Source organism: Microvirga sp. 2MCAF38 (assembly GCF_052115485.1).
Lineage (GTDB): Bacteria > Pseudomonadota > Alphaproteobacteria > Rhizobiales > Beijerinckiaceae > Microvirga.
On sequence record NZ_JBFRGU010000006.1, the window covers coordinates 181,290 to 203,901 of the forward strand.

A 22,612-nucleotide genomic window follows, 5' to 3' on the forward strand; every position below is an offset into this window, starting at 1 on the left:
CTGGCCGCAATAAGCCGGGACGGAAGAAAGCAAGGCGAGATGGCGCTGGGGTTGGGCATCGACGCGGGCGGCACCGCCACGCGCTGGCGATTGGCTGACGAGAAGGGCGAATGCATCGCGCAAGGCGCTGCCGACCCTCTTTCCGGCCATCTCTTTTCCGCCGCGGCCGAAGAGCGCGCACGCGGCGTCATCGCCGAAATCGCCAAGGCCGTTGCGCTCAGCGGCAAGCCCGTTGGGATCGTCGCAGGCATTACGGGTCTCACCCGTGAAACGCCTGCCGAAATCCTGGTGCGCGACATGCTGGCGGACGCCTTCGAGGTGCCGGGCGAAAAGATCTTCGTCGCCGAGGATATGTGGATCGCCTACCTGTCCTATTTCGCACTCGGTGAAGGCATCCTCGTCTATAGCGGCACCGGCTCCATCGGCTATTATCTGACCGAGGACAAGACCGTGCTTCGCGTCGGTGGGCGCGGCAATCTGATCGACGATGCAGGCTCCGGCTTCTGGATCGCGCGCGAAGCTCTGAAGACCGTTTTGCGGGAGGAAGAAGAGAGCCCCGGCGAAGGCTGGGCAACGCCGCTCGGGCAGGCTCTTGCGAAAGCGCTCGGCGGCACCGATTGGAACGCGGTGCGCACCTATGTCTATGGCGGGGATCGCGGCAAGATCGGCACGCTTGCCCGCGCGGTGGCGGAAGCCGGACAACTCGGCGACAAAGTCTCGCTCGTTATTCTGCGCGACGCGGGCGAAGAGTTGGCGCGCCTCGCCAACAGTTTGATCAAACGTGTCGGGCCACGCCCCGTCGCCCTCGTCGGTGGCGGCTCGCGCTTGCATCCGATTGTCGCGGATACGTTCCGCGCCAAGCTCTCGCCACCGGTCGAAGTCGTGACCAACGACGTCGATGCGGCGATGACGGCCGCTCGCCTTGCCGCGACAGTCGAATAGAAAACGCGAACCTCGGTAGAAATCACCAGATCACGACTCGACGATCACGTTTCGGGCCAGAATGACGTCAAGGGATTTGAAGCATAATAGTTTTCAATACTTCTAAACTGTCTCTTTGGAAGAGTTCTATTCTTTTGCATGTCTATTGCATCTCGTTTTGCGTAGGCCTAGGCATGGCATCAGACGGCATGGAGGCCGATTTGCGCCCCGCTGCCGATGCCAGCAACGGGAGCTCATAAAATGAAACTGAAATTGATCGCGATGGCGGTCTTGATGGCCGGAACGTCCATCGGAACGATGGCACGCGCGGATGCGCCGCAACCCAAAGCCATCGTCGAGAACTACGCGACCATCGCGTATGCCACGTACAGCGATGCGCTGAATGCGGCGAAGGATTTGTCCAAAGCAGTCGATGCGCTTCTCGCCAACCCGACCGACGAGACCTTGAAGGCGGCGCGCGCTGCGTGGACCAAAGCGCGTGTCCCCTATCAGCAGACGGAAGGTTTTCGCTTCGGCAACAAGCTCGTCGATCAATGGGAAGGCAAGGTCAATTCCTGGCCGCTCGATGAGGGCTTGATCGATTACGTCGATGCCAAGAGCTACGGCGAGGCTTCCGACAGCAATCCGCTCTATCGCGCCAACATCATTGCCAACAAGAAGATCCGCGTCGGCAAGAAACAGATCGATGCGTCAAAGATCACCAAAAAAGTGCTCGAGAGCCTGCATGAAGCCGGCGGTGTCGAAGCGAACGTGGCGACGGGGTACCACGCCATTGAATTCCTGCTCTGGGGTCAGGATCTCAACGGCACGAACGCTGGCGCGGGCGCGCGCGCCGCAAGCGACTACTCGCTGCAGAATTGCACCAACGGCAATTGCGACCGCCGTCGCGATTACCTGAAGGCCGCGACGGACCTTCTCGTGGACGACCTTTCCGACATGACGAAGCTGTGGGATGCCAAGGGCAAGGCACGCCAGGACGTGTTGAAGAAGGATGCCAATAGCGGCCTTGCCACCATCCTCACCGGCATCGGCAGCCTTTCTTACGGCGAGCTTGCGGGCGAGCGCATGAAGCTCGGCCTCATCCTGCACGATCCGGAAGAGGAGCACGATTGCTTCTCCGACAACACGCACAACTCGCACTACAACGACCAGATCGGCATGGTCTCGATCTATCAGGGCAAGTACACGCGCCCCGACGGGCAGGTGGTGCAGGGCGCGGGCTTTGCCGATTATGCAAAGGCCAAGGCTCCGGAAGAAGCTGCGAAGCTCGAGGCCGCCATGGCGAACGCCACCGCGAAACTGCGCGCCATCAAGGATCGCGCCGATTCCGGCAAGGAAGCCTATGACCAGATGATCGCCGAGGGCAACGCGGAAGGAAACAAGGTCGTGCAGGAGGGTGTCGATGCCCTTGTCGCGCAGGCCCGCGCCGTCGAGGCCCTGGTGAAGAAGCTCGGCCTGACCATCAAGATGGAAGGTTCCAAGAGCCTGGACGATCCCAAATCCGTGGGTAAAAGCTGACGTCATGATCGGTCGCAGAGGCATTCTCAAAGGCATCGGCGCGACGGCTCTCGCCTCCGCGACCGGCGCCTCGGGACTTCGCGCGCGACCGGCCAAAATTGCACCGCTCATCGCGCGCCCACCTCTCAAGGGTGGGCGCGTTCTCGACTGGCATTTCACGGCGAGGGAACGTTCCGCGCGTCTTCTCGGGCCGAGCGGCCCCGGGACACGTGTGTGGACCTACACCGATGATCTCATGCCGGTGTTGCGCGCCCACGTCGGCGACACCATTCGCGCACGGCTCGACAATGATCTCACTGAGCATACGGCGATCCACTGGCACGGCATTCGCGTGCCGAACGCCATGGACGGCGTTCCTTTTCTGACGCAAAGCCCCGTGAAAAAGGGCGAGAGCTTCACCTACGAATTCACCCTGCCCGACCCCGGCACTTTCTTCATTCATCCGCATTGCAACGAATCCGGCCAGACGGGCCGTGGCATGACCGGCGTGCTGATCGTGGAAGGCGACGAGCGCCGTGAGCCCGATGCCGATCTCGTACTCGCCTACAAGGACTGGCGGCTCGCGGAGGACGGAAGCTGGCTTCCGTTCGAGACGACGGAGGGCGCAAGCCGTGCAGGCACTTTCGGCACCGTGCGCGCAGTCAACGGTATAGGTTCAGCCAGCGGCGATGTTCCGGCTGGCGGCGATATTCGCCTACGCGTCCTCAATCTCGACGGCAGCCGCGTTCTCGAAATCGGCGTCGATGGTGCGGAGGCTTTCGTCATCGCCATCGACGGCAATGCGGTCGCGCCTTTTCCGCTTGAGACATGGCGCATGGGATCCGCCATGCGGCTCGACCTTCTGGTGCGCGCGCCGAAGGCCGGACAAAGCTTCAAGGTGATCGACTACTATTCCTCCGAGCCGTGGACGCTCGGCACTTACCGTTCCATCGCGTCCGCGCAAAAGGCGCGTGCGTTCGATCCCGCCATCCTCTACGCAACCGATCTTCCACGCGCCAATTTGGCTGAAGCAGAGCGCATGAGCTTCACGTTCTCCGCCTCATCCGGCTCCGCCGCCGACATGGCGACGAAGCTCGAACCGAACGATCCCCTTTCAAAGATTTTGCTCGACGGCCTATGCGTGCGCGACAAAACCTTCTGGGCGATCAACAAGGCGTCGTGGCCGACAAGCGATCACCGTCAGTTGCCCGCGCCTCTCGGCGTGCTGCAAGTCGGCAAGTCATACGTGTTCGAACTTATGAACGCGACGCCGCACCACCATCCGATTCATCTTCACGGACACACCTTCGAAGTGCTCAGCACTTCGCGCCTCGCACGGCCCAAGCACTTCGCCGATACGGTGCTGCTGCAACCGAAGGAGCGGATCGAGATCGCATTCGTGGCGCGAGAGGGCGACTGGATGTTTCATTGCCATCTGCTCGAACATCTCGAATACGGCATGATGGGCTACCTGCGAGTCGCGTGATGAAACGCCTCGCCATCGCGGCTTTTCTCGGACTTGCGCTCCTCCCAACGCAAAGCCACGCCCTCGATGAAGCCATCGGACGCGCCCTGTTTCGTCGCGCCTGGGTGCCTGCCCCCTCGTCGACCCTCGCCAACGACGGATTGGGCCCGCTCTTCAACGCCCGCTCCTGCGCCGCCTGTCATGCAACGCTCGACCGTTCGAAGGTCGAGACGAACGATAAAGGCGTCGTCACCAGCGACAATCTCGCCTTGCGGTTCAGCAACGCTCTCGGCGAGCCGGATCCCGTCTACGGACGCCAATTGCAAACATCAGCCGTGCCCGGCGTCGAGCCCGAAGGCCGCATCGTCAAGGAGCGCGTGCTCTACAAGCCCGATGCGCTCGCTTACGGCTCGCTTCATCCCGACACCCGCACAGGCGCTTTGCTCGCGCCAGGCTTGCGCGGTCTCGGCCTGATCGAGTCCGTACCGGATGATTCCATCATCGCCATAGCGCAGGAAGCAAAGGCCGATGGCGTGAGCGGACGCGTAAATTGGGTCACCGACAGCAACGGTCAAAGGCGCGTTGGACGCTTCGGATGGAAAGCCTCGATCGCTTCCTTATCGGAGCAGGTGGAACACGCCTTCCATCTCGATCTCGGTCTGTCCACGGTGGGTCGCCCTGCCCTTGCGGGCGATTGCTCGGCAGCGCAGGGAGCGTGCCTCTCCGCGCCTCATGGGGGCGATGCCAGCGCACCTGAGATTTCCAGCGAGATCACCTCTCGCATCGTCACTTATCTCGTCTCAATCGAACCGCCAGCGATCGCAGCAACGAAGAGCGACGGCGCACGTCTTTTCGCGACAATCGGCTGCGCTATCTGCCATCGCCCGACGCTCCCCGGAAAGGACGGCCCCGTGCCGGCCTTTACCGATTTGCTTCTCCACGAAATGGGCCCGCAACTCGATGGCGGCGCGACCGAACCCGGCATTCGCGCAAGCGAATGGCGCACCGCGCCACTCTGGGGACTTTCGCACACTCTTGCGAACGGATCGGGCCTCATGCATGACGGGCGCGCCGGAACTCTTGAGGACGCTATCCGCCTTCACGGTGGCGAGGCTGCCCGATCCCGGACACGATTCGAGTCTTTAACGAGGCTGGAGCGACTAAAACTGGTCGAGTTCCTGAAGTCGCTGTGAGGACGAGCATGTTCCGTTTGCCCATCGCCACCCTGCTGACACTTTGCGCTTTGATCTTTCCGGCGCAAGCCGAGACGCCCCGCGATACGTTGGTGAAAGTCTCGCGAGACTTCATCATCCCGCGTTATGAAACCCTGGCTCAGGCGGCGAAGGTGCAGCAAACCGCCTGGGAAGCTTTTTGCGGCACGCCGAAGGCGGAAGCTGTCGCGTCCTTGCAAGAGGCCTATCAAAAGGCCGCGGACGCGTGGGCCGGCATTGAGTTCGTTCTCTACGGCCCAATCTCAATCGATTTTCGTTTCGAGCGCATGGCGCATTGGCCCGAGCGCCAGAACACGGTCAACCGCGCGCTCGCCAACCTCTTGTCGCGCTCCGGCACCGACGATCTGAGCCCGGAACGGTTTTCGCAAGCGAGCGCCGCCGCGCAGGGACTGACCGCTGTTGAGCGGCTTCTCTTCGAAAAGGATGCGGCGAAAGCTTTCACAGATGGTTCGGACACAGCCAAGCGCCGCTGCGCGGTCGGCAGCGCCATCGCACGCGGGCTCGCAACCACAAGCGCTCAAGTGCTCGATGAATGGCGCCGCCCGGATGGAGCGCTCGCCAAAATCGAGAATGGCGATGCCGGTGTCATCGAAGATGCGGCAACGCGCTTCGCCACGGATTATTCCGGTCTCTTCGACATCATCGACGATCAGAAACTTGGCGTGCCCATGGGCAAAAAGCCAGACGACGCGCGCCCGATGCTGGCCGAGGGATGGCGCAGCAATCGCTCCATGCGCGCCATCGCCGTCAATCTGGAAGCGGGGGAAGCAATGGGCAAGCTTCTTGTCGACCCGAACACCGATGAAGGCGCATCGCTCCTCTACGCACTACGCACGCCACGCACGATGGCGGCAACACTCGGGCAGATCGATATCGGCAAGATAGCCGCCGACCCCAAGACTCGCGCGCAAATCGTTCTTCTGCGTGATGCTATTCATTCACTGCGCGAAGTGGCCGGCAACACGGTGCCGTCCGCCCTTGGCGTGACCATAGGATTCAGCAGTCGTGACGGGGATTGATCGGCGCTCTTTCCTTGCGGCCTTGAGCGCGGCGATTGCCGCGCCTTTAGGCTCGCGTCTCGCGCTCGCCGGTACGCCCGAACCGCTTTTCGTTTCCGCCTGTTTCGACGCGTCGGATGCCGCTTCCGTTGCCGTGTTCTCGCTCGACGGGCATATGCTTTTCAACACGCGCCTGCCGGATCGCGGGCATGACATCGCCATGCGGCCATCCTCGGACGACCTTGTGGTCTTTGCGCGGCGGCCCGGCAACTGGGCGGCGATCATCGACCGCAATACGGGCATCGTCGCGAAAGTGATCACGTCTCCGCCCGGTCGCCATTTCTACGGCCACGGTGTCTTCTCAGCCGATGGCGGCCTGCTCTATGCCACCGAGAACGCGATGACGACAGGTGACGGGCTGCTTGGCATCTATGATGCAAAAGCCGGTTATCGGCGCGTCGGCGAAATGCCGAGCTTCGGCATCGGCCCACACGATCTCGCGTTTCTTCCCGGCCACCGCCACATCGTGGTGGCGAATGGCGGCATCAAAACGCACCCCGGCACGGGCCGCGAAATTCTCAACAAGGACGAGATGGAGCCAAGCCTCGCCCTCGTCGATCCTCAAAGCGGTACAGTTCTCGTCAAGACCGATCTGGGCGCGGCGCTCAAGGGCCTGAGCATCCGGCACCTCGCCGTGACCGCGACAGGTGAGGCAGTTTTCGGTTGTCAGTTCGAGGGCGATCCGAACGAGATGCCGTCTCTCGTCGGCACCCTGACGCCGGACGGCAAAACCCGTTTGCTGGAAATGCCGGAAGACGATCTCGACGCTCTCAAGAACTATGTCGGTTCGGTCACGCTCGATGCTTCCGGCACCATTGCGGCGGCGACGAGCCCGCGCGGCAACACCATCGCGTTCTGGGATTTGACGAGCGGACGCTATCTCGACCGACGCCGCATGTCGGATGTCTGCGGCGTAGCAGCGGCCCCTATGAACGGCGTCTTTCTTGCGACATCGGGCAACGCCGGTGTGAAGCTCGCCCCCGTTGCATCCCAGGAATTGAGCCGTCTTGGTGGAACCGAACTCGACCGTTGGATCTGGGACAATCACCTTCGACGCGTCTAATTTCTCCAATGCGCACGAGGCGACAAGCGGCCAGACCGTCCTATATTCTCGATGACCTGAGATCGATAGAGGAAATCCGGTGGTTTTCGATACGTGGCTCGGTCTGCCGGTGTGGGGAGTCTTTGCAAGCCTGGCCGTTCTCCTCGCGGCCTCGGGCTTGCTTGTTTATTGGCTCTGCTTCGGAAAACGCTGCCGGCGGATAGCGTCGAGCTTCGGAGGAGTGGTTGCGCCGTTCTTCGGCTCGGTCGCCATTCTCTTCGCCCTGCTCATGGGCTTTCTCGCGAACGAGGTCTGGGATCGCAATCGTCAGGCCGCCCGGGTTGTCTTTGACGAACGGGACGGGCTTCTGGCCCTGAATGCCATGACCGTCACCAATGTTTCCGACATGGAGGAGGTTCGTGATGCAATCCGGCACTATGTTCGTATTCTCATCGACGAGGAATGGCCGCTCATGATGGACCAGGAGAGCTCTCCCCAGGCCGAGAGAGCCATCCTCGCACTACTCGCCCATGTCTCCGCCCCGAAAATCGGGATCGAGGCGGGGCAAGCTACGCAAGGCGCCCTGCTGGATACGGTCCTTGCTCTTCGAAAGGCCCGCTCCGAGCGGCTGGCGCTGAGCGGAGACAGCACGGACCGCACAAAATGGGAGACGGTGCTTGTCCTTGCGGTCATCACCCAGATCGCTATCGCTGTCGTCCACCTGGAGCGTCCGCGCGCACAAGCGGCGGCTTTGTCGATATTCACAGCCGCAGCCGTAGCCGCACTCGGCCTCGTCGCTATTCGCGAACGGCCCTTCGACGGAGTCTTGCGGTTTTCGGCAGAACCCCTTGTAGAGGCTTTGACGACCATGACAGAGCCGTCGAAGCCTTGAGCTTGGCCGAGATAACTTGCACAATCGTGGGCGCCCGGCCAAAGCTTGGCGCCGAATCGCATTCCCCACCCTCACGATAGTGTATTTACATGCAAGCTCTCTTCGTTGGTCAGACCTACATCGATGTGACATTCCTGGCGGATGAAATTCCGACCGGAGACGAGAAGACCGTTGCACGCGATTATGCGATCTCGTTCGGCGGCAATGCGGTCACCGCCGCCTTTGCCTGCGCCAAGCTCGGCATCGTGCCCGATCTGCTCACCTCGATCGCCGATGACTGGCTCGGGCGCATGTTCATCGACATGGCCGCGAAATACGGCATTTCCGTCCACCATCGAAAGGTCACGGAATCGTCCCTCTCCTTCATCATGCCTCATGGCGGCAAGCGCGCTATCGTCCGCTGCCGCGACGACCACTATCTGCACCCCGTCCCGCCCCTGAACTTGAAGGGCTGTCGGGCGCTGCATCTCGACGGTCACCAGGCGGATGCAGCCATGCACTACGCGAAGACCTGCCGTGAGGCCGGTATTCTCACCTCGCTCGACGGTGGAGGGCTGCGTTCCAATACGCACGAACTCCTCGAATTCATCGATGTCGCCATCGTGGCCGAGCGCTTGTGCGAGCAGATGAATCTGACGCCAAAGGAAATGCTCACCTACCTCAAGGGACGTGGCTGCAAGGTCGGTGGCGTTACCTTGGGCGAGCGCGGCCTCGTCTGGTATGACGAGACGGGCACGGAAAGCGTTCTGCCGGCACTTGCCGTGCCGCCGGAGGATGTGGTCGACACCAATGGCGCAGGCGATATTTTCCACGGCGCTTACGTCTATTCCGCCATGGCTCGGCCGGAAATGCCCTGGCGCGAACACTTCACCTTCGCCCGCGCGGCCTCGGGCTACGCCATTCAACATCTCGGCAACGAGGCGAGCCTGCCGATGCTGTCCGACATCACGGCGACGCAGACGAAATTTGCAGAGCGCAAGCTCGCCGCGTGAAGCATCGCAATCAGAAAACGGATCGCAATGAAACGCGACAAGCTGTTTATCCTCAAGCCCGATTTCGAGGATCCCGCTTATCCAGGCAAGCGCTTCTATTGCTGGCATTGCGCGTTGATAGAGGGCGTTCTCGTCTCTTTTCCGGACCTCGTTTCAAAGCTCGATGTGGAGCGCGTGGCGTGGTCGCGCCCACGTGCGCGCGTGATCGACATGGTCGGTGAAGAAAACCAGTCCTTGCCGCTTCTTGTTCTCGCGGATGACGCACCAACGGAATTGGCCGCACAATCCTACAATGGACGGCGTTTCATTTCGGACAAGGACGCGATCCTGCGCGCGTTGAGCCTGCGCCACGGCTTTCCCGAGCCGCATCCGTAGTCGCAGCGGGGAGAGCTTTCACAGCTTCCGCCCGCTGCGACGCAACTTTTTAAGCCGCCTTCTTCTGATAGTCCTTCACGTCCGAGAACGTGATGCCCTTGGCGCGATCAACCTCGTATTGAAGATTGAAATTGTTCGCCGCCATGAAGACCGGCGCGCCATCGAGGTCATGAGCCATCGACGAGAGATGGCTATCTACAAAGCGGTCGAGTTCGATGCGATCGGCCGCCGTGATCCAGCGGCAGATCGTAAACCGCGTGGGCTCGTAATCGATGGGCAGGCCATATTCGGCAAGCAGGCGCTCTTTCAGCACATCGAGCTGCAGCGCGCCGACCACGCCGACGATGGCGCCCGATCCATCCTGCGGGATGAAGAGCTGAACCACGCCCTCTTCCGCCATCTGCTGCAAGGCCTCGCGCAGCTTCTTCGCCTTCATCGCATCCTGCAACTTGATGCGGCGCAGGATTTCCGGTGCGAAGCTCGGCACGCCGCGAAACACGATGTCCTCGCCCTCGGTCAGCGTATCGCCGATGCGCAAGGTGCCGTGGTTCGGAATGCCGACCACATCACCCGCCCAAGCCTCGTCCGCGATCGCACGATCCTGCGCGAAGAAGAATTGCGGAGCATTCAGGCTCATGGGCTTGCCGGTGCGAACGAGCTTCGCCTTCATGCCGCGCGCGAGCTTGCCCGAGCAGATGCGCATGAAGGCGATGCGGTCGCGATGATTCGGATCCATGTTGGCCTGGATCTTGAACACGAAGCCGGTCATCTTCGGCTCGCCCGCCTCGACCTGGCGCTTGTCCGCGTCCTGCCCACGTGGCGGAGGGGCATAGGCGGCCATGGCGTCGATGAGATCGCGCACGCCGAAATTGCGCAACGCGCTGCCGAAGAACACAGGCGTCAGGTGCCCTTCGCGGAAGGACTGAAGATCGAACGGCTTGCAGGCCTCCTTCGCAAGGCTGACTTCCTCCCGCCACGCCTCGATCTCATGCGCGGGCAACAGGCTGTCGATCAGCGGATCATACGGTCCGGAAACGCTCTGCGGCTCGTCATCGGTGTCGATGCGGCGCACGAGGTTGCGCTGGAGATCGTAAGTGCCCGCGAAACTGCGGCCCTGCCCGATGGGCCAGGTGACGGGCGTCGTGTCGAGGGCGAGCGTCTTTTCGATCTCGTCCAGAAGGTCGAAGGGATTGCGCGTCTCGCGGTCCATCTTGTTGACGAAGGTGACGATCGGAATGTCGCGCATGCGGCAGACTTCGAAAAGCTTGCGCGTGCGCGCCTCGATACCCTTCGCGGCGTCGATCACCATGATCGCGGAATCGACGGCGGTAAGCGTGCGATAGGTATCTTCCGAGAAGTCCTCGTGGCCCGGCGTGTCGAGCAGGTTGAAGACGCAATCGCCGTATTCGAAGGTCATCACGGAGGTGACGACGGAGATGCCGCGTTCCTTTTCGATGCCCATCCAGTCGGAGCGGGTCGAAACCCGGTTCTTTTTGGCCTTCACCTCACCGGCGAGCTGAATCGCGCCGCCGAAAAGCAGCAGCTTTTCGGTGAGCGTGGTCTTACCCGCGTCGGGGTGGGAGATGATCGCAAACGTGCGACGGCGTCTCACGGGAGCCGGAAGATCGGTCATAGTGTCCAGGTTCTACTCAAGATCACGAGGCGGGGGCAAGACGCCGCAGCGCAACCCTCTTTACGTCATTTGGCCTCACACACCATAGTGGGGGTATCCGTCAACAACGAAAAGGAGGTGATCCAGTGTCTCATTGTCACTGTCGTCGCCTCGCCGTGGGCATCCGCTAAGTCATTGATTTAGCTTTGGCTCCGTGGAAACGCCCATGGCGTACCGCACGGCGAGATAATGCTTAAGGCCACGCCGGGGGCGATTCGTCTCCGGCGTGTTTTATTAAGAGGGTCTAGCTCTTTGATTTCGCATGATCCGGGCGAACAACCCGGTTTCCACTTGTTCTGATCATGCTCTAAGCCGAATTCCTTGCGCCACCCTGCCCTGAAATGTCCGAGACGCAACGATTCCGAGAAGGACGAACACCACCAGTGCGACGCCCTGGGACAGGACGAACGGCAATTCCGCCTGCGTCGGGGCTGCGCTTTTGAGAAGCGGGATCTTCGTGAAAGCCTGGGCGATGGCGACAAAGGCAAGAAGATACACGCTCGCAACGATCCCGCCGGCATAAATCCACCGCCATGAACCGGCGAGATACCCGCCGTAGCGCGCGAAAAGCACCGCCGCGAGGATGACGAGGGCAATCACGCCGACCACATGCGAGGGCAGTACGCCAGTGAAGGGAAAGCCGAAACCCGTGACGCTGGTGGCGATCGCGGTGATGAGGAATACTCCCGTCCGAACGGGTCGAATGCGCCCCGCGAACAGATCGGCGATGATCACGAACCCCACGAAAAGCGCGATAAGGCTCAGAGCCGTGTGGATGAAGGTGTAGGTCGCTAGGCTGACGATCATGACAGGTCTCCGTTTCAGAGAGCGGCTGCGTTCCCGAAACGTCGCGAAACACCATAAACATAAGCGCGAGCCGTTCCACGGCAAAGGTTGTCTTCCTCCCACGCCGTTCCGCATAAAAAAAGCCGCCTCGAAGGCGGCCTTTCTTATCTCGAGCGTGTCGCCGTCAGGCGCCAAGCAATTTCCCTGTTCGCTGAACGGTTGTCCCCGCAACTTTGGCGAGGCGCTGCCCCGCTCCCGCGAAGCGGGCGAGAATGCGCGCGAACATGATCCCGTCCGAACCGGTCTTGGCCGGCGTCACGGTGCCGGTCAGGGGATCGACGATATCGGCGATCACATCTCCCGCCTTCACCTGCGCGCCTGGCTGCACCCGGAATACGACGATGCCGGAGGCCGGTGCGGCGACAGGCTCGGATGCGGCGAGCGGCGTCGGCTTGCAGGAAGCCGCCGGCACCTTCGGAGCCTCGCCCGCAATCACGCCGCGCAAAATCATGTAGTCGATCAAGGCCTTCGCATCGGCCTTGGCGTATTCGTGGTTCACGTCGGCCTCGCCACGGAATTCCACCGTGGTCGAATGGCATGAGAACGGAATCGGGCGGTCGGGGAAGCGATCCGCCAACTCGCCCCACGGACGGCTACAAGCCTCGTCGAACGGATCGTCGCCGGATTCTTCCGCCAGCAGAACCACCTTCATGTCGAGGAGCGCGCAAAGCGGCGCGAACTCATCCGCCGAGCGAGTATGCGTATAAAGGTGCATCACCGCCTCGGAATCGCAGTGCAGATCGAGCACCACATCGGCATCGATAGCGAGGCGCAGCAAAGTCTTCTTCAAGACCTCGGCGGGCGTGTTCGCAGGCCACGCGTCGAGTTCGGACAGAAGCGTCGCGCGGATCGTCCGGACATTCGCCTCACCGTCATCCGTCAGCCGGTCCGCCACACGCTCGGCCACCTTCGGGACGAGATAGGGATAGCCCCGGTTGAAATTAACGCCGTTCGAAAAATCAAAGCGGCCAACCGGCGTGCCGAGCATGCGCTGTGTCAGACCGATTGGATTGGCCGACGGCACGAGGACGATCTCGCCCTTGATCTTGCCTTCCGCTTCGAGCGCCAGAAGCCGCTCACGCACGTGGTGGGCTGCGATCATGCCGGGAATCTCGTCGGCATGGAGCGCGGCCTGGATGTAGACGCGCGGCCGCGCCCCCAATTCGCCGAAGCGATGCACGGTCAGAGCAAGGTTCGCGCCGGGAGCGAGAGGCGAAAGGGAAATCTGTTCTGTTTTCATGACCAACTGACGGAATGTGTGGAACGCGGCAGGGGCCAGTGTCTCATCGTGCTCCAGCCGCCCTACCAATCGCTGGAAGCCTTGAACAACCTCAAGCCGCTTGCCAACCCTGCGCGTGATAAATGAAACGCTGCGGATGGGTCACGAGCGCCGACAGCCCCTCAAGGGCCGGCTCTGGATTCGTGATGACGAAAGCCGGGACGTTGCGCGCCCAGTTCTCGTGAGGGGCCTTGCGATCGAAGGCACCGCGAAAGCCGCCTTTTTGCAGAATGTCGACCATGCGGGGCGCAATGCCTCCGCCGATGAAAACCCCACCGCTCGCCTCGAAGGTCAAAGCGAGATCCCCGGCGAAGCGCCCGAGCCAGCGCCCGAAGAAATCGAGAGTCTCGGTTGCCAAAGCATCGTTTTCCCGCGCCGCGGCGAGAATGTCATTCGGGACCTTGAAGGTAAAATCCACGGCGCGATGGATGCCAAGCGCCCGGGACAGCCGAAAAAGTCCAGGCCCGGAAAGAACGACTTCCGCCGTGATGCGTCCGCCGACCCGCTCGAGGTGAGGCCACAGAGCCATTTCCTCGTCGGTGGTCGGGCCGAACTCCACATGGCCCGCCTCCGTCGCCAGAATCGCGAACCGATCCTCCACCGGCACGAGAGCTGCGGCGCCGAAGCCCGTTCCAGGCCCGAGCACGAGACGCGCGCCTGCTCCGGGGGCCCCGCCATTGCCGAGGGGTGCGATGTCACCTCTGGCGGCATCGAGTACCGTCACCGAGGCCGCAACCGGCGTGTAGTCATTGACGAGGGTCACGCGTTCGAGGCCGAGCGTCGTCCCGATGGCTTTCGCGTCGATGGTCCAATGGGCGTTGGTGAGTCGGATGACCGACCGGTCGACCCGTGTTGCGACCGCGATGATCGCCGATTTCGGGGCGTCCCCCGCATAGCCTTTCAGCGCGACCTTGATCGCCGCCACGGGGTCGGGTGTCTGGGCCGTGAGCGTGCGGGGCAGGAAATGGATGGGCTCTCCGGGGGCGGGCAGTACCGCGAAACGGGCGTTGGTGCCCCCGATATCACCGAGCAGAACAGGAAACGCGAACATCAAACCTTATGCACCTTGTCTGCTCTTTCTCGCCATTGCCGGTCAGAATGCATCCTCCCAGCTCCGGCTCAGGCGTACGGCAGAATTGATAAGACCGACCATGGAATAGGTCTGCGGGAAATTGCCCCATAATTCCCCTGTCGTGAAGTCCGCATCCTCAGAAAAGAGACCGAAGGAATTCCGTAAGGCCAGAATTTTCTCGAACAGATCCCGCGCCTCGTCCTTGCGGCCAATGGCATTGAGGGCATCCACATACCAGAAAGCGCAGATCATGAAGGCCGTGTGCATGAGCCCAAAGTCGTCCTCGGTATCATAGCGCAGAAAGAGATCGCCACGCCGAAGGGTCTTGCCGATGGCCTCGACGGTCGCCACGAACCGCGGATCCGTGGGTTTCACGAAATTCAATTCCGCGAGAAGAAGCAGGGTGGCGTCGAGATCCTGTCCATCGAAACTCGAAACGAAAGTTCCCCTTTGGGGGCTGTAGGCGCGCACCTCGATGACCGCATGTATGCGGTCGGCCTGCTCCCGCCAGTAGGCGGCCCGATCCTCCCGCTTCAGCATCTTGCCGATCTTTGCCAGACGGTCGCAGGCGGCCCAGCACATGACACTCGGAAATGTGTGGACGGAGGCCTTGGTGCGAAGCTCCCAGGGGCCCGCATCCGGCTGATCGAAGACTTCGACCGCCCGCTGGCCGAGTTTTTCCAGATGTTCAAACAAGGCGCGATTGCCGGTGCGGATCAGGCGGCGGTCGAAAAAGGCGTGGGTGGAGGCGAGAACGATGCTGCCGTAGGCGTCGTTCTGAATCTGGGTGTAGGCCGCGTTACCGACGCGGACCGGCCCCATGCCGCGGTATCCCGCAAGCGCCTCTGCCTCGTATTCATCGAGCCGCATGGAACGCGTGATGCTGAACAGCGGCGGCATGTCCTTCTGATCGGGGATCGCCTCCACGTCGTCCACGATATTGGCGATGTAGTTGAGGTAGTCTTCCATCGTGCGCGTGGTGCCCAGGCGGTTGAGCGCATGAATCACGAAATAGGCATCGCGCAGCCAGCAATAACGATAATCCCAGTTGCGACGGGTGTTCGGAGCTTCGGGAACCGACGTGGTAAGCGCCGCGACGATGGCGCCGGTTTCCTCATAGTTACAAAGTTTGAGAGTGATCGCGGCGCGAATAACCGCTTCCTGCCAATCGAACGGGATCGACAACGACCGCACCCAGTCGAGCCAGAAATCCACAGTCTTGTCGAGAAACTCGCGCGCCGTCGCATCGGCCTCGGCGCGCAAGGGTTCGTCCTCGCCGAAGAAGAAGGAAATCGGCTTGTCGACCACGAAGGGGCGCTCCGCGAACACGTAGGAAATTGGCGCGTCGGTGGTGAGCCTCAACGACCTGTTATCTCCCACGAAACGCAGGTGGTTACTGCCGCGCGTCAGGGTGGGCTGCTGCGATCCCCATTCGAAATGAGGCCGAAGGCGCACGCGGATCCGCGGGCGACCCTTCACGGGCCGCACACGACGGATCAGTTCCGGCGGCCGAAACATCCGGTCGAAATTCTTGAAGCGCGGCGCGAAGTCGGTGATCTCGACCACATTGCCGTAGGCGTCCATCATGGTCGAAACGAGAACCGCCGTATTCTCGATATAGGCCTGCTCACAACTCTGCATACCGATCATGTCGATGGCGAAAACGCCTCGTTGATCGGCATCGGATTGTCCTTCCGGACTATCGAGCAGAGCCGATAGGACCGGGTCGCCGTCGAAGCGCGGAAAGCAGCTCCAGACAATCTGCGCACGGCGGTCCACAAGTGCTGAGATCATGCAATTGCCGATGACGGCAAGGTCGAGCGAAGTCATACGTTAGCGGTCTCCAATCGAGGTAATGCGCCTCCCGCAGCCCATGTGGACAAGCACCGTCTCAAATCGGTAGGCGATTCCAATCTTCGTTGTGCAACGGTTTCGCCCGCGCCGATGCGGATCGACACGCCGCCATGAGCATTCACGGATTTGAATCCGTTCTCATCCGTCAGGTCGTCTCCAACGAAGATCGGCTTGCGGCCGAGGTAGGGCTCTTGGCGCAGGAAAGCTTCGATGACTTTTCCCTTTCCGGCTGCGGCCGGCACAATTTCCGCCACGGCCTTGCCGAACTGAACGCGGTACTCAGGCCCGAGGGACTCGACGGCTGCATTGACGGTCGCGAGCACGAAATCCTTTTCCTGTGGTGCGAGGCGCCAATGCACGGCGACCGAGCAACCCTTATCCTCGATCAGCACCCCGGGCTTCTGCGAAACAGTCTCATCGAGGCGAGGGACGATATCGCGCAGGCGTGGATGGTCTTCCGGCTGACAGAGAAACACATTCTCGCCGATACGATATTCGAGCCCGTGCAACCCGGCGGTATCGAAGCGATCCGAAATGAGTTTTTCATCGAGAAATGCGATAGGCCGACCGCTGATGATGGCGAGCGCCCCGCCCAGCCGAATCTGGATACGATGAAGAACGTCGCAAAGCCCAGGATCGACAGCGACCGCATCGGGCCGCTCGACGATATCGACCAGTGTTCCATCGAAATCGAGAAACAACGCCCAATCGGTCTCGTTGACTAACGGCACAGTTCGATGTGTCGAGGTTTCATGCATTGGCCGCCGCGCGCCTCCCCGCCTTGATCAAGCGGCGGATACGCTGCTTCTTGCGCAAGCGCGATGCCGCAAGAAGCATTTGTCCCGCCCAGCGATAAACATTTCGCTCGCGGACCTGATCGCGCATCAGGCGCATGCGCTCACGCTGCTCGTTTTGCGACATCCTCAGCGCGCGATCGATGGCCTGGGCCATGGCGTGGCCGTTGTACGGGTTGACGATCAACGCCTCCGACAGCTCACGCGATGCGCCAGCGAAAGCGGACAGGATCAGGACGCCCTCCTCGTCGTCGCGCGCGGCGACGAATTCCTTGGCGACGAGATTCATGCCGTCATGGAGACTGGACACGATGCACAAATCCGCCGCGCGAAAGAGTTCGAAGACCTGATCGGGCTGATGATGCCGGACCAGAAGCTTGATCGGTTCATAGCTCTCCGAGCCGTGCCTTTCGTTGATCTCTCTCGCCAATGCTTCCGCCTCATCCTGGAGAAGACGATAGTTCGCGAGCTTGCTGCGCGTCGGCGCCGCGACCTGGATGAAGGTGAAACGCCCTTTCCATTCAGGATTTTCCGTCAGCAGGGTGTCGATGGCTTGCAAACGGTCGACGATGCCTTTCGTGTAGTCGAACCGTTCGATGCCGACGCCGATACGGATATCCTCCGGCAAGCCGAGACGCTCGCGCACCACCCGACGACACTCCGATACGGGCTTTTGCCCTTCCAATGCGGTCGGCGGCCACTCGATGGAGATCGGATAGGGCCGGATCAACGTTTCCTCTCCGCCGAAGGTGACGGAATCGTTTTCCCGGTCGATGCGGCTTTCCACGTAAGTATCGACCGCGTCGAGGAAGTGATTGCAATGCGCCTGCGTGTGGAACCCGAGGATGGACGAACCAAGAAGGCCGTCAATGATTTCCTCCCGCCACGGGCAGATGCCGAAGGTTTCCGCGTTCGGCCAGGGAATATGCCAGAAAGTGACGATGGTGGCGCGCGGAAGGCGGTCGCGGATCATGCGCGGCAGCAGCGCGAAATGATAATCCTGCACGAGCACAATCGGGTCTTCGCGCTTGGCTTCAGCGACGACTGCGTCCGCAAACTTTTCGTTCACGGCGCGATACATGCGCCAGTCGGATTCGCGGAAAACCGGCCGTACGAAGGCGATGTGACAGAGCGGCCATAAACCCTCGTTGGCGGCACCGTAATAGTAGCCGTCCTGCTCCTCTTCCGTCAGCCAGACGCGCCGCAGCGTGTAGGACGGATGGCTCGGCGGAACCGCGACGCGATTGTTGACATCGACGGTTTCGCGATCAGCCGTGCCGCTGCCGTGTGCGATCCAGGTGCCGCCGCAGGCGCGCGTCACGGGTTCGAGCGCCGCAACCAACCCGCTCGCGGGAATCTGCAGCACGATGCTGCCATCCTCGGTCTTGTTGTGGATGTAAGGTTCGCGGTTCGATACCACAATCACTTCAGAACCGGACAATTCGTTCGACAGGGCCGCGCGCAGCGTTTCCGGATTCCAGTCCGTGTGAGCCGCATCGATGGTGCGACGTGAGGATTCAAGCTCCTGCAACACGTCGCGAATTTCCTGGCCGATGGGAATCAGCTCGTCATCGGCAGGCGCCCCCGCCGTTCCCGTGCGTGCGCTCTCGATGGCCTGCCGGATTGAAGCGAGCCAACGCCGCATCACCAGCGTCGCGATGATCGAGGCGAGCGCCGCCGCTCCGAATGCGACCCCGGTCAATGCGAGAAAGAGATAGTTGCGCGCCTCCCAGCCGCGACGATCGGCATAGCTTAGATCGTGCAGAATCACGAGGTGGCCCATTTGGCCGTTGCCGATTCGCAACGGGAATGCGCTCACCAGAATGTTGCGGTTCTCTTCAAGAAGGGTCGAGAAAGTCTCGGTGTTCGACCGCGCCGCCTGCTCGCAGGAAAACGATGCCGGCATATTCTTGGTGGGAAAGCGCAAACCGCTCACATCGCAATATCCTATCGCGAGCACGCGTTCGTCGGATGTAATCCTGTCGAACAAAGCGTTGAGATCGGTGGCGTCGTTCTTTTGCAGAAGGCTTGCGACTTGATCGCGAGCCGAGTTGAACAGAAGCCGGGAACGCAATTCCACGTCGCGGCGAGACCATTGTTCCACAAACGAGGTCGCAAATGGCAGTACCGCCAGAATGACGATGGCGGCGACCAGAAGCGCTATCCCACCGAAGCGGAGGATGATTCTCAAAACCCTTTACCCTCACTGAAAGTTGTCACGCTATGCCGAACGGCTAAGCTTTAAACTCGCAAGGACGCGCAAGGTTTCATGCCTGCGCGCAAATCTCGCAAGCACGTGACAAACGAAAAAGGCCCGGTCGAAGAACCGGGCCCTTTCATTTTGAATGTGACTAAGTCGTCTAGTGTTCGCGGAACGCGCGAGCAAACTGCTCATGAATCGGCTTCATGAGATATTGGAACGGTGTGCGCTCATTGACCTCGACGAACACTTCCGCCTGCATGCCCGCGATCAACTTGAGCTGGCCGAGGCGCTTGAGCTCGTCCGCGGGAATCGCCACGCGGATCGTGTAGAACGACGCGCCGGTCTGTTGGTCACGCGTCACGTCGGCCGAGATGCGCGAAAGCGTTCCGTGCAACTCGGGCGTCGAACGCGCGTTGGACGCATGAACGCGGATCGTTGCCGGTTGGCCGACGGCCAACTGATCGATTTCGTTCGGCTGCACACGCGCTTCGAGATCGAGAGTATCGTTCGCCGGGACGATAAGCATCACCGGCTCGGCGGGCGAGATCACGCCACCGACCGTATGAACATTGAGCTGGTGCACGAAACCAGTGCTCGGCGCGCGAATGTCCGTGCGCTTGAGCTGATCTTCAGCCGCTACACGCCGCTCGGTATACTCGTTGATTTGAGCCTGCGTATCGCGCAACTCCTTGAGAGTGTTCGCACGCGTCTCCTCATCGACCTGAATGATCTGAAGCGAAGTTTCCGCGATACGTCCCTCGGACTGGGCAACTGCCGCAATCAGCTGGCCGCGCTGACCCTCAATGGAGGCGCCATCGCGCTCGAGAGCATTCAAGCGTGGAAGCTGCACGAGGTTCTTCTGGTAGAGATCGCGAACGCCCTTCAGTTCCTCAGCAATGAACTCAGCTTCGCGAGCCTTCGATTCCTGCTGTGCCCGAAGGCCGCGGATCTCATCCTGGAACTGAGAAATGCGCTTCTTGAGCTGGTCCTTCTGGCTTTCGCGGCTCGCCTTGCGCGCCTCGAACAAGGTCTTCTCGGAGGCCAGCATTTTCTTGACGCCGGGCTCCTCCAGACGGCTGGCGAACTCTGCCGGAATCTCGATTGCCGGCGCGCCATCGCGCTCCGCGTCGAGGCGAGCCTGACGCGCCAGCAACTCGTCGAGCTGCTTGGACACGAGCTGGAGGTTTGCCCTCGTTACCGTCTCGTCGAGACGGACCAGAAGATCGCCAGCATTCACGCGGTCGCCGTCACGCACCTTCAACTCGCCGACGATGCCGCCGGTCGGATGCTGAACCTTCTTGACGCTGGAATCGATGACGAACTGGCCACCGGCGACAACGGCGCCGGACAGGTTCGCTGTCGCGGCCCAAAGTCCGATGGTGCCCCCGAAGAGCGCAATCACCGAAAGTCCGAGTCGATTGAGATAACGAAGCTTCTTCTGATGAGCAGACGGCTTCGGGGCAGCTTGCAGGATCAACATTAGCCGACCTCCCTCAGAGAAGCACCTTGAGGAGCTCCTTGCGGACGCGCGGGTTGCGCGTTGTTGCGTTTCATGACGGCTTGCAGAACTTCGTCACGCGGTCCGACGGCCTTGACGCGGCCCTCTTCCATGATCGCGACGAGATCCACATTGCCGAGCGCCGCGGGGCGGTGCGTGATGATGACGATCACACCGCCGCGCTCACGCACGGAGAGGATCGCCTGGTTCAGGGCTTCATCGCCCGCGCCATCGAGGCTGGCATTGGGCTCGTCGAGCACGACAATGAAGGGATCGCCGTAGAGCGCGCGCGCCAGGGCGACGCGCTGACGCTGGCCACCGGACAGCGAAGCGCCGCCTTCGCCGATATGGGTGTCGTAACCGTCCGGCAGATTGAGGATCAGCTCATGCGCGCCCGCCTTTTTGCCAGCGGAGATGATCGCCTCCGGCGAAGCGTCCGGCTGGAAGCGCGAGATGTTCTCAGCGACCGTGCCGTCAAACAGTTCGACGTCTTGCGGCAAGTAGCCCACATGGCGGCCGAGATTGTTCGATTCCCATTGATCGAGAGCAGCACCATCAAGGCGAACTTCACCGCGCAATGTCGGCCACACGCCCACGAGAGCGCGCGCAAGGCTCGACTTGCCCGAAGCGCTGGGCCCGATCAGGCCGAGACCTTGGCCGGCTTTCAACTCGAAGGCCGCAGCCTGCACGATGGGCTGGTTGGAGCCTGGAGCCGCAACATAGATATCGTCCACCAGAAGAGTGGCGACAGGCGCGGGAAGCGGCAGACGCTTGCCCTGCGCCGGGATCAACGAAAGGATGCGCTCCAGGCGATGATAGCTTTGACGCGCGCCGATGAAACCCTTCCAGTTCGCAATCGCGATTTCGATGGGAGCGAGAGCGCGGGACATCATGATGGATGCCGCGATCATGGAGCCTGCCGACATATGGCCATCGATCACGAGCAACGCGCCGAGACCGAGGATGCCGGACTGCAGGACCATACGGAAGATCTTGGCGAAGGCGCCCATGACCGATGACGCCTCACTGAGGCGAAGACCGTCGTTCACGTGGCGGGTATGCACCTCGTCGTAACGGTCGCCGAGGAACCCGATCATGCCGAGGGCGCGAACCGCTTCGGCATTGCGGCGGCTCGTTTCAGCAAGCGCGTGACGCTCGGCGCCGCTCTTGGTGAGTTCGAACATCGGCTCGCGGCTCTTCTTGTCGGTGTAGAGCGTGAGCAGGATGATCACGATGCCGCCGATGACCGAAAAGATGCCGAGCCAGGGGTGGATCACGAAGCAGCCGATGAAGAAGATCGGCATGAACGGCATGTCGAACAGAGCCGTCGGTCCCATGCCGGACAGGAAGTTGCGGACTTGGTCGAGATCGCGGATGGGCTGCATGCTCTCGGAGGACTTCGCCCCCTTGAGCGGCATCATCGCCACAAGGTCGAAGATGCGTCGCGCCAACAACTCGTCGAACCGTGCGCCGATACGAGCGAGCATCTTGCCGCGAATGGTGTCGAGGGCGCCCGACAGCACATAGGCTGCAAGACAGATGAGGGAGAGGCCGACGAGTGTCGATATGCTCCGGCTGGAAAGAACCCGGTCGTAGATCTGTAGCATGTACAGAGAACCGGTCAGCGCCAGGATGTTGACGATGGCTGAGAAAATGGCCACGCCGCCGAAAGACGGGAGACATGTTTTCAGAGCGTCGGAAACTTCCGTGCTGTCTTCTCTTGGTCTTGATGCCTGCTTCATTTCACGTTCCTAGACGACTCTGCGGCGATCGCTCCTTTGAGGATCACCCGCGCACGGCAGGTGAAGCTCGGAGAAGCGGGCGCGCTTCCTAACGGGGACGACGGTCGAGGCTCAGGGAAATAGAAGTGAGCGTGTCCTAAATCCATCCGTCCGGGAT

The 22,612-nt window shown here is 61.3% G+C and carries 18 protein-coding genes; 9 read left to right on the forward strand and 9 right to left on the reverse strand.

Annotation, left to right across the window (positions count from 1 at the left end):
- The first annotated feature begins 39 nt into the window (after nt 1-39).
- The 9 genes from AB4072_RS14200 (at nt 40) to AB4072_RS14240 (ending at nt 9,495) form a co-directional block, all read left to right on the forward strand.
- Complete coding sequence (locus AB4072_RS14200; RefSeq protein WP_441968881.1) at nt 40-942, forward strand: N-acetylglucosamine kinase; 903 nt, start codon at nt 40-42, stop codon at nt 940-942.
- A 240-nt stretch (nt 943-1,182) separates the two neighbouring features.
- The gene (locus tag AB4072_RS14205) at nt 1,183-2,460 is read left to right on the forward strand and encodes an imelysin family protein (protein WP_441968883.1); all 1,278 of its coding nucleotides are present in this window, start codon (nt 1,183-1,185) and stop codon (nt 2,458-2,460) included.
- Nucleotides 2,461-2,464: 4 nt separating this feature from the next.
- On the forward strand, nt 2,465-3,925 hold the full coding sequence (locus AB4072_RS14210; protein WP_441968885.1) for a multicopper oxidase family protein: 1,461 nt from the start codon (nt 2,465-2,467) through the stop codon (nt 3,923-3,925).
- On the forward strand, nt 3,925-5,097 hold the full coding sequence (locus AB4072_RS14215) for a di-heme oxidoredictase family protein (protein ID WP_441968887.1): 1,173 nt from the start codon (nt 3,925-3,927) through the stop codon (nt 5,095-5,097). Before AB4072_RS14210 ends, AB4072_RS14215 begins: the two co-directional genes overlap by 1 nt.
- Nucleotides 5,098-5,105: 8 nt before the next feature.
- Nucleotides 5,106-6,155, forward strand: coding sequence for an imelysin family protein (locus AB4072_RS14220; protein ID WP_441968888.1), 1,050 nt, complete (start codon nt 5,106-5,108; stop codon nt 6,153-6,155).
- Nucleotides 6,142-7,257 (forward strand): DUF1513 domain-containing protein, encoded by a 1,116-nt coding sequence (locus AB4072_RS14225; protein ID WP_441968890.1) that lies wholly within the window; start codon nt 6,142-6,144, stop codon nt 7,255-7,257. The genes AB4072_RS14220 and AB4072_RS14225 overlap by 14 nt, the downstream gene beginning before the upstream one ends.
- Nucleotides 7,258-7,336: 79 nt before the next feature.
- Nucleotides 7,337-8,128, forward strand: a complete 792-nt coding sequence (locus AB4072_RS14230) for a bestrophin-like domain (RefSeq protein ID WP_441968892.1) — start codon at nt 7,337-7,339, stop codon at nt 8,126-8,128.
- An 89-nt stretch (nt 8,129-8,217) separates the two neighbouring features.
- The gene (locus AB4072_RS14235) at nt 8,218-9,120 is read left to right on the forward strand and encodes a sugar kinase (RefSeq protein WP_441968894.1); all 903 of its coding nucleotides are present in this window, start codon (nt 8,218-8,220) and stop codon (nt 9,118-9,120) included.
- Between the two features lie 27 nt (nt 9,121-9,147).
- Nucleotides 9,148-9,495, forward strand: coding sequence for a DUF3088 domain-containing protein (locus AB4072_RS14240; RefSeq protein WP_441968896.1), 348 nt, complete (start codon nt 9,148-9,150; stop codon nt 9,493-9,495).
- A 49-nt stretch (nt 9,496-9,544) separates the two neighbouring features.
- Here the strand turns inward: AB4072_RS14240 and AB4072_RS14245 are convergent, their stop codons facing one another.
- The 9 genes from AB4072_RS14245 to AB4072_RS14285 form a co-directional block, all read right to left on the reverse strand.
- A complete protein-coding gene (locus tag AB4072_RS14245; protein WP_441968898.1) occupies nt 9,545-11,128 on the reverse strand; it encodes a peptide chain release factor 3 in 1,584 nt (527 codons plus the stop codon).
- Nucleotides 11,129-11,467: 339 nt separating this feature from the next.
- Complete coding sequence (locus AB4072_RS14250; protein ID WP_441968900.1) at nt 11,468-11,974, reverse strand: hypothetical protein; 507 nt, start codon at nt 11,972-11,974, stop codon at nt 11,468-11,470.
- 163 nt (nt 11,975-12,137) lie between these two features.
- On the reverse strand, nt 12,138-13,253 hold the full coding sequence (locus AB4072_RS14255; protein ID WP_441968902.1) for a deacylase: 1,116 nt from the start codon (nt 13,251-13,253) through the stop codon (nt 12,138-12,140).
- Between the two features lie 91 nt (nt 13,254-13,344).
- Nucleotides 13,345-14,325: a glucokinase gene (locus tag AB4072_RS14260; RefSeq protein WP_441969202.1), complete on the reverse strand. Its 981-nt coding sequence runs from the start codon at nt 14,323-14,325 to the stop codon at nt 13,345-13,347.
- Between the two features lie 60 nt (nt 14,326-14,385).
- Nucleotides 14,386-16,194: a glycoside hydrolase family 15 protein gene (locus tag AB4072_RS14265; protein ID WP_441968904.1), complete on the reverse strand. Its 1,809-nt coding sequence runs from the start codon at nt 16,192-16,194 to the stop codon at nt 14,386-14,388.
- Nucleotides 16,191-16,976, reverse strand: coding sequence for a trehalose-phosphatase (gene otsB / locus AB4072_RS14270; protein WP_441968906.1), 786 nt, complete (start codon nt 16,974-16,976; stop codon nt 16,191-16,193). The genes AB4072_RS14265 and otsB overlap by 4 nt, the downstream gene beginning before the upstream one ends.
- A complete protein-coding gene (locus AB4072_RS14275) occupies nt 16,969-19,203 on the reverse strand; it encodes a trehalose-6-phosphate synthase (protein WP_441968908.1) in 2,235 nt (744 codons plus the stop codon). Before AB4072_RS14275 ends, otsB begins: the two co-directional genes overlap by 8 nt.
- 169 nt (nt 19,204-19,372) lie before the next feature.
- Nucleotides 19,373-20,695, reverse strand: a complete 1,323-nt coding sequence (locus AB4072_RS14280; RefSeq protein ID WP_441968910.1) for an HlyD family type I secretion periplasmic adaptor subunit — start codon at nt 20,693-20,695, stop codon at nt 19,373-19,375.
- On the reverse strand, nt 20,695-22,455 hold the full coding sequence (locus AB4072_RS14285) for a type I secretion system permease/ATPase (RefSeq protein ID WP_441968912.1): 1,761 nt from the start codon (nt 22,453-22,455) through the stop codon (nt 20,695-20,697). The genes AB4072_RS14280 and AB4072_RS14285 overlap by 1 nt, the downstream gene beginning before the upstream one ends.
- Nucleotides 22,456-22,612 lie beyond the last annotated feature (157 nt).

Excerpts from the sequence above, each read along its gene's own strand:
- AB4072_RS14285 (WP_441968912.1), bottom strand. The coding sequence starts at position 22,455 with ATGAAGCAGGCATCAAGACCAAGAGAAGACAGCACGGAAGTTTCCGAC.
- AB4072_RS14265 (WP_441968904.1), bottom strand. The coding sequence starts at position 16,194 with ATGACTTCGCTCGACCTTGCCGTCATCGGCAATTGCATGATCTCAGCA.
- AB4072_RS14220 (WP_441968888.1), top strand. The coding sequence starts at position 5,106 with ATGTTCCGTTTGCCCATCGCCACCCTGCTGACACTTTGCGCTTTGATC.
- AB4072_RS14235 (WP_441968894.1), top strand. The coding sequence starts at position 8,218 with ATGCAAGCTCTCTTCGTTGGTCAGACCTACATCGATGTGACATTCCTG.
- AB4072_RS14215 (WP_441968887.1), top strand. The coding sequence starts at position 3,925 with ATGAAACGCCTCGCCATCGCGGCTTTTCTCGGACTTGCGCTCCTCCCA.
- AB4072_RS14250 (WP_441968900.1), bottom strand. The coding sequence starts at position 11,974 with ATGATCGTCAGCCTAGCGACCTACACCTTCATCCACACGGCTCTGAGC.
- otsB (WP_441968906.1), bottom strand. The coding sequence starts at position 16,976 with ATGCATGAAACCTCGACACATCGAACTGTGCCGTTAGTCAACGAGACC.
- AB4072_RS14255 (WP_441968902.1), bottom strand. The coding sequence starts at position 13,253 with ATGAAAACAGAACAGATTTCCCTTTCGCCTCTCGCTCCCGGCGCGAAC.
- AB4072_RS14245 (WP_441968898.1), bottom strand. The coding sequence starts at position 11,128 with ATGACCGATCTTCCGGCTCCCGTGAGACGCCGTCGCACGTTTGCGATC.
- AB4072_RS14200 (WP_441968881.1), top strand. The coding sequence starts at position 40 with ATGGCGCTGGGGTTGGGCATCGACGCGGGCGGCACCGCCACGCGCTGG.
- AB4072_RS14210 (WP_441968885.1), top strand. The coding sequence starts at position 2,465 with ATGATCGGTCGCAGAGGCATTCTCAAAGGCATCGGCGCGACGGCTCTC.
- AB4072_RS14280 (WP_441968910.1), bottom strand. The coding sequence starts at position 20,695 with ATGTTGATCCTGCAAGCTGCCCCGAAGCCGTCTGCTCATCAGAAGAAG.
- AB4072_RS14205 (WP_441968883.1), top strand. The coding sequence starts at position 1,183 with ATGAAACTGAAATTGATCGCGATGGCGGTCTTGATGGCCGGAACGTCC.
- AB4072_RS14240 (WP_441968896.1), top strand. The coding sequence starts at position 9,148 with ATGAAACGCGACAAGCTGTTTATCCTCAAGCCCGATTTCGAGGATCCC.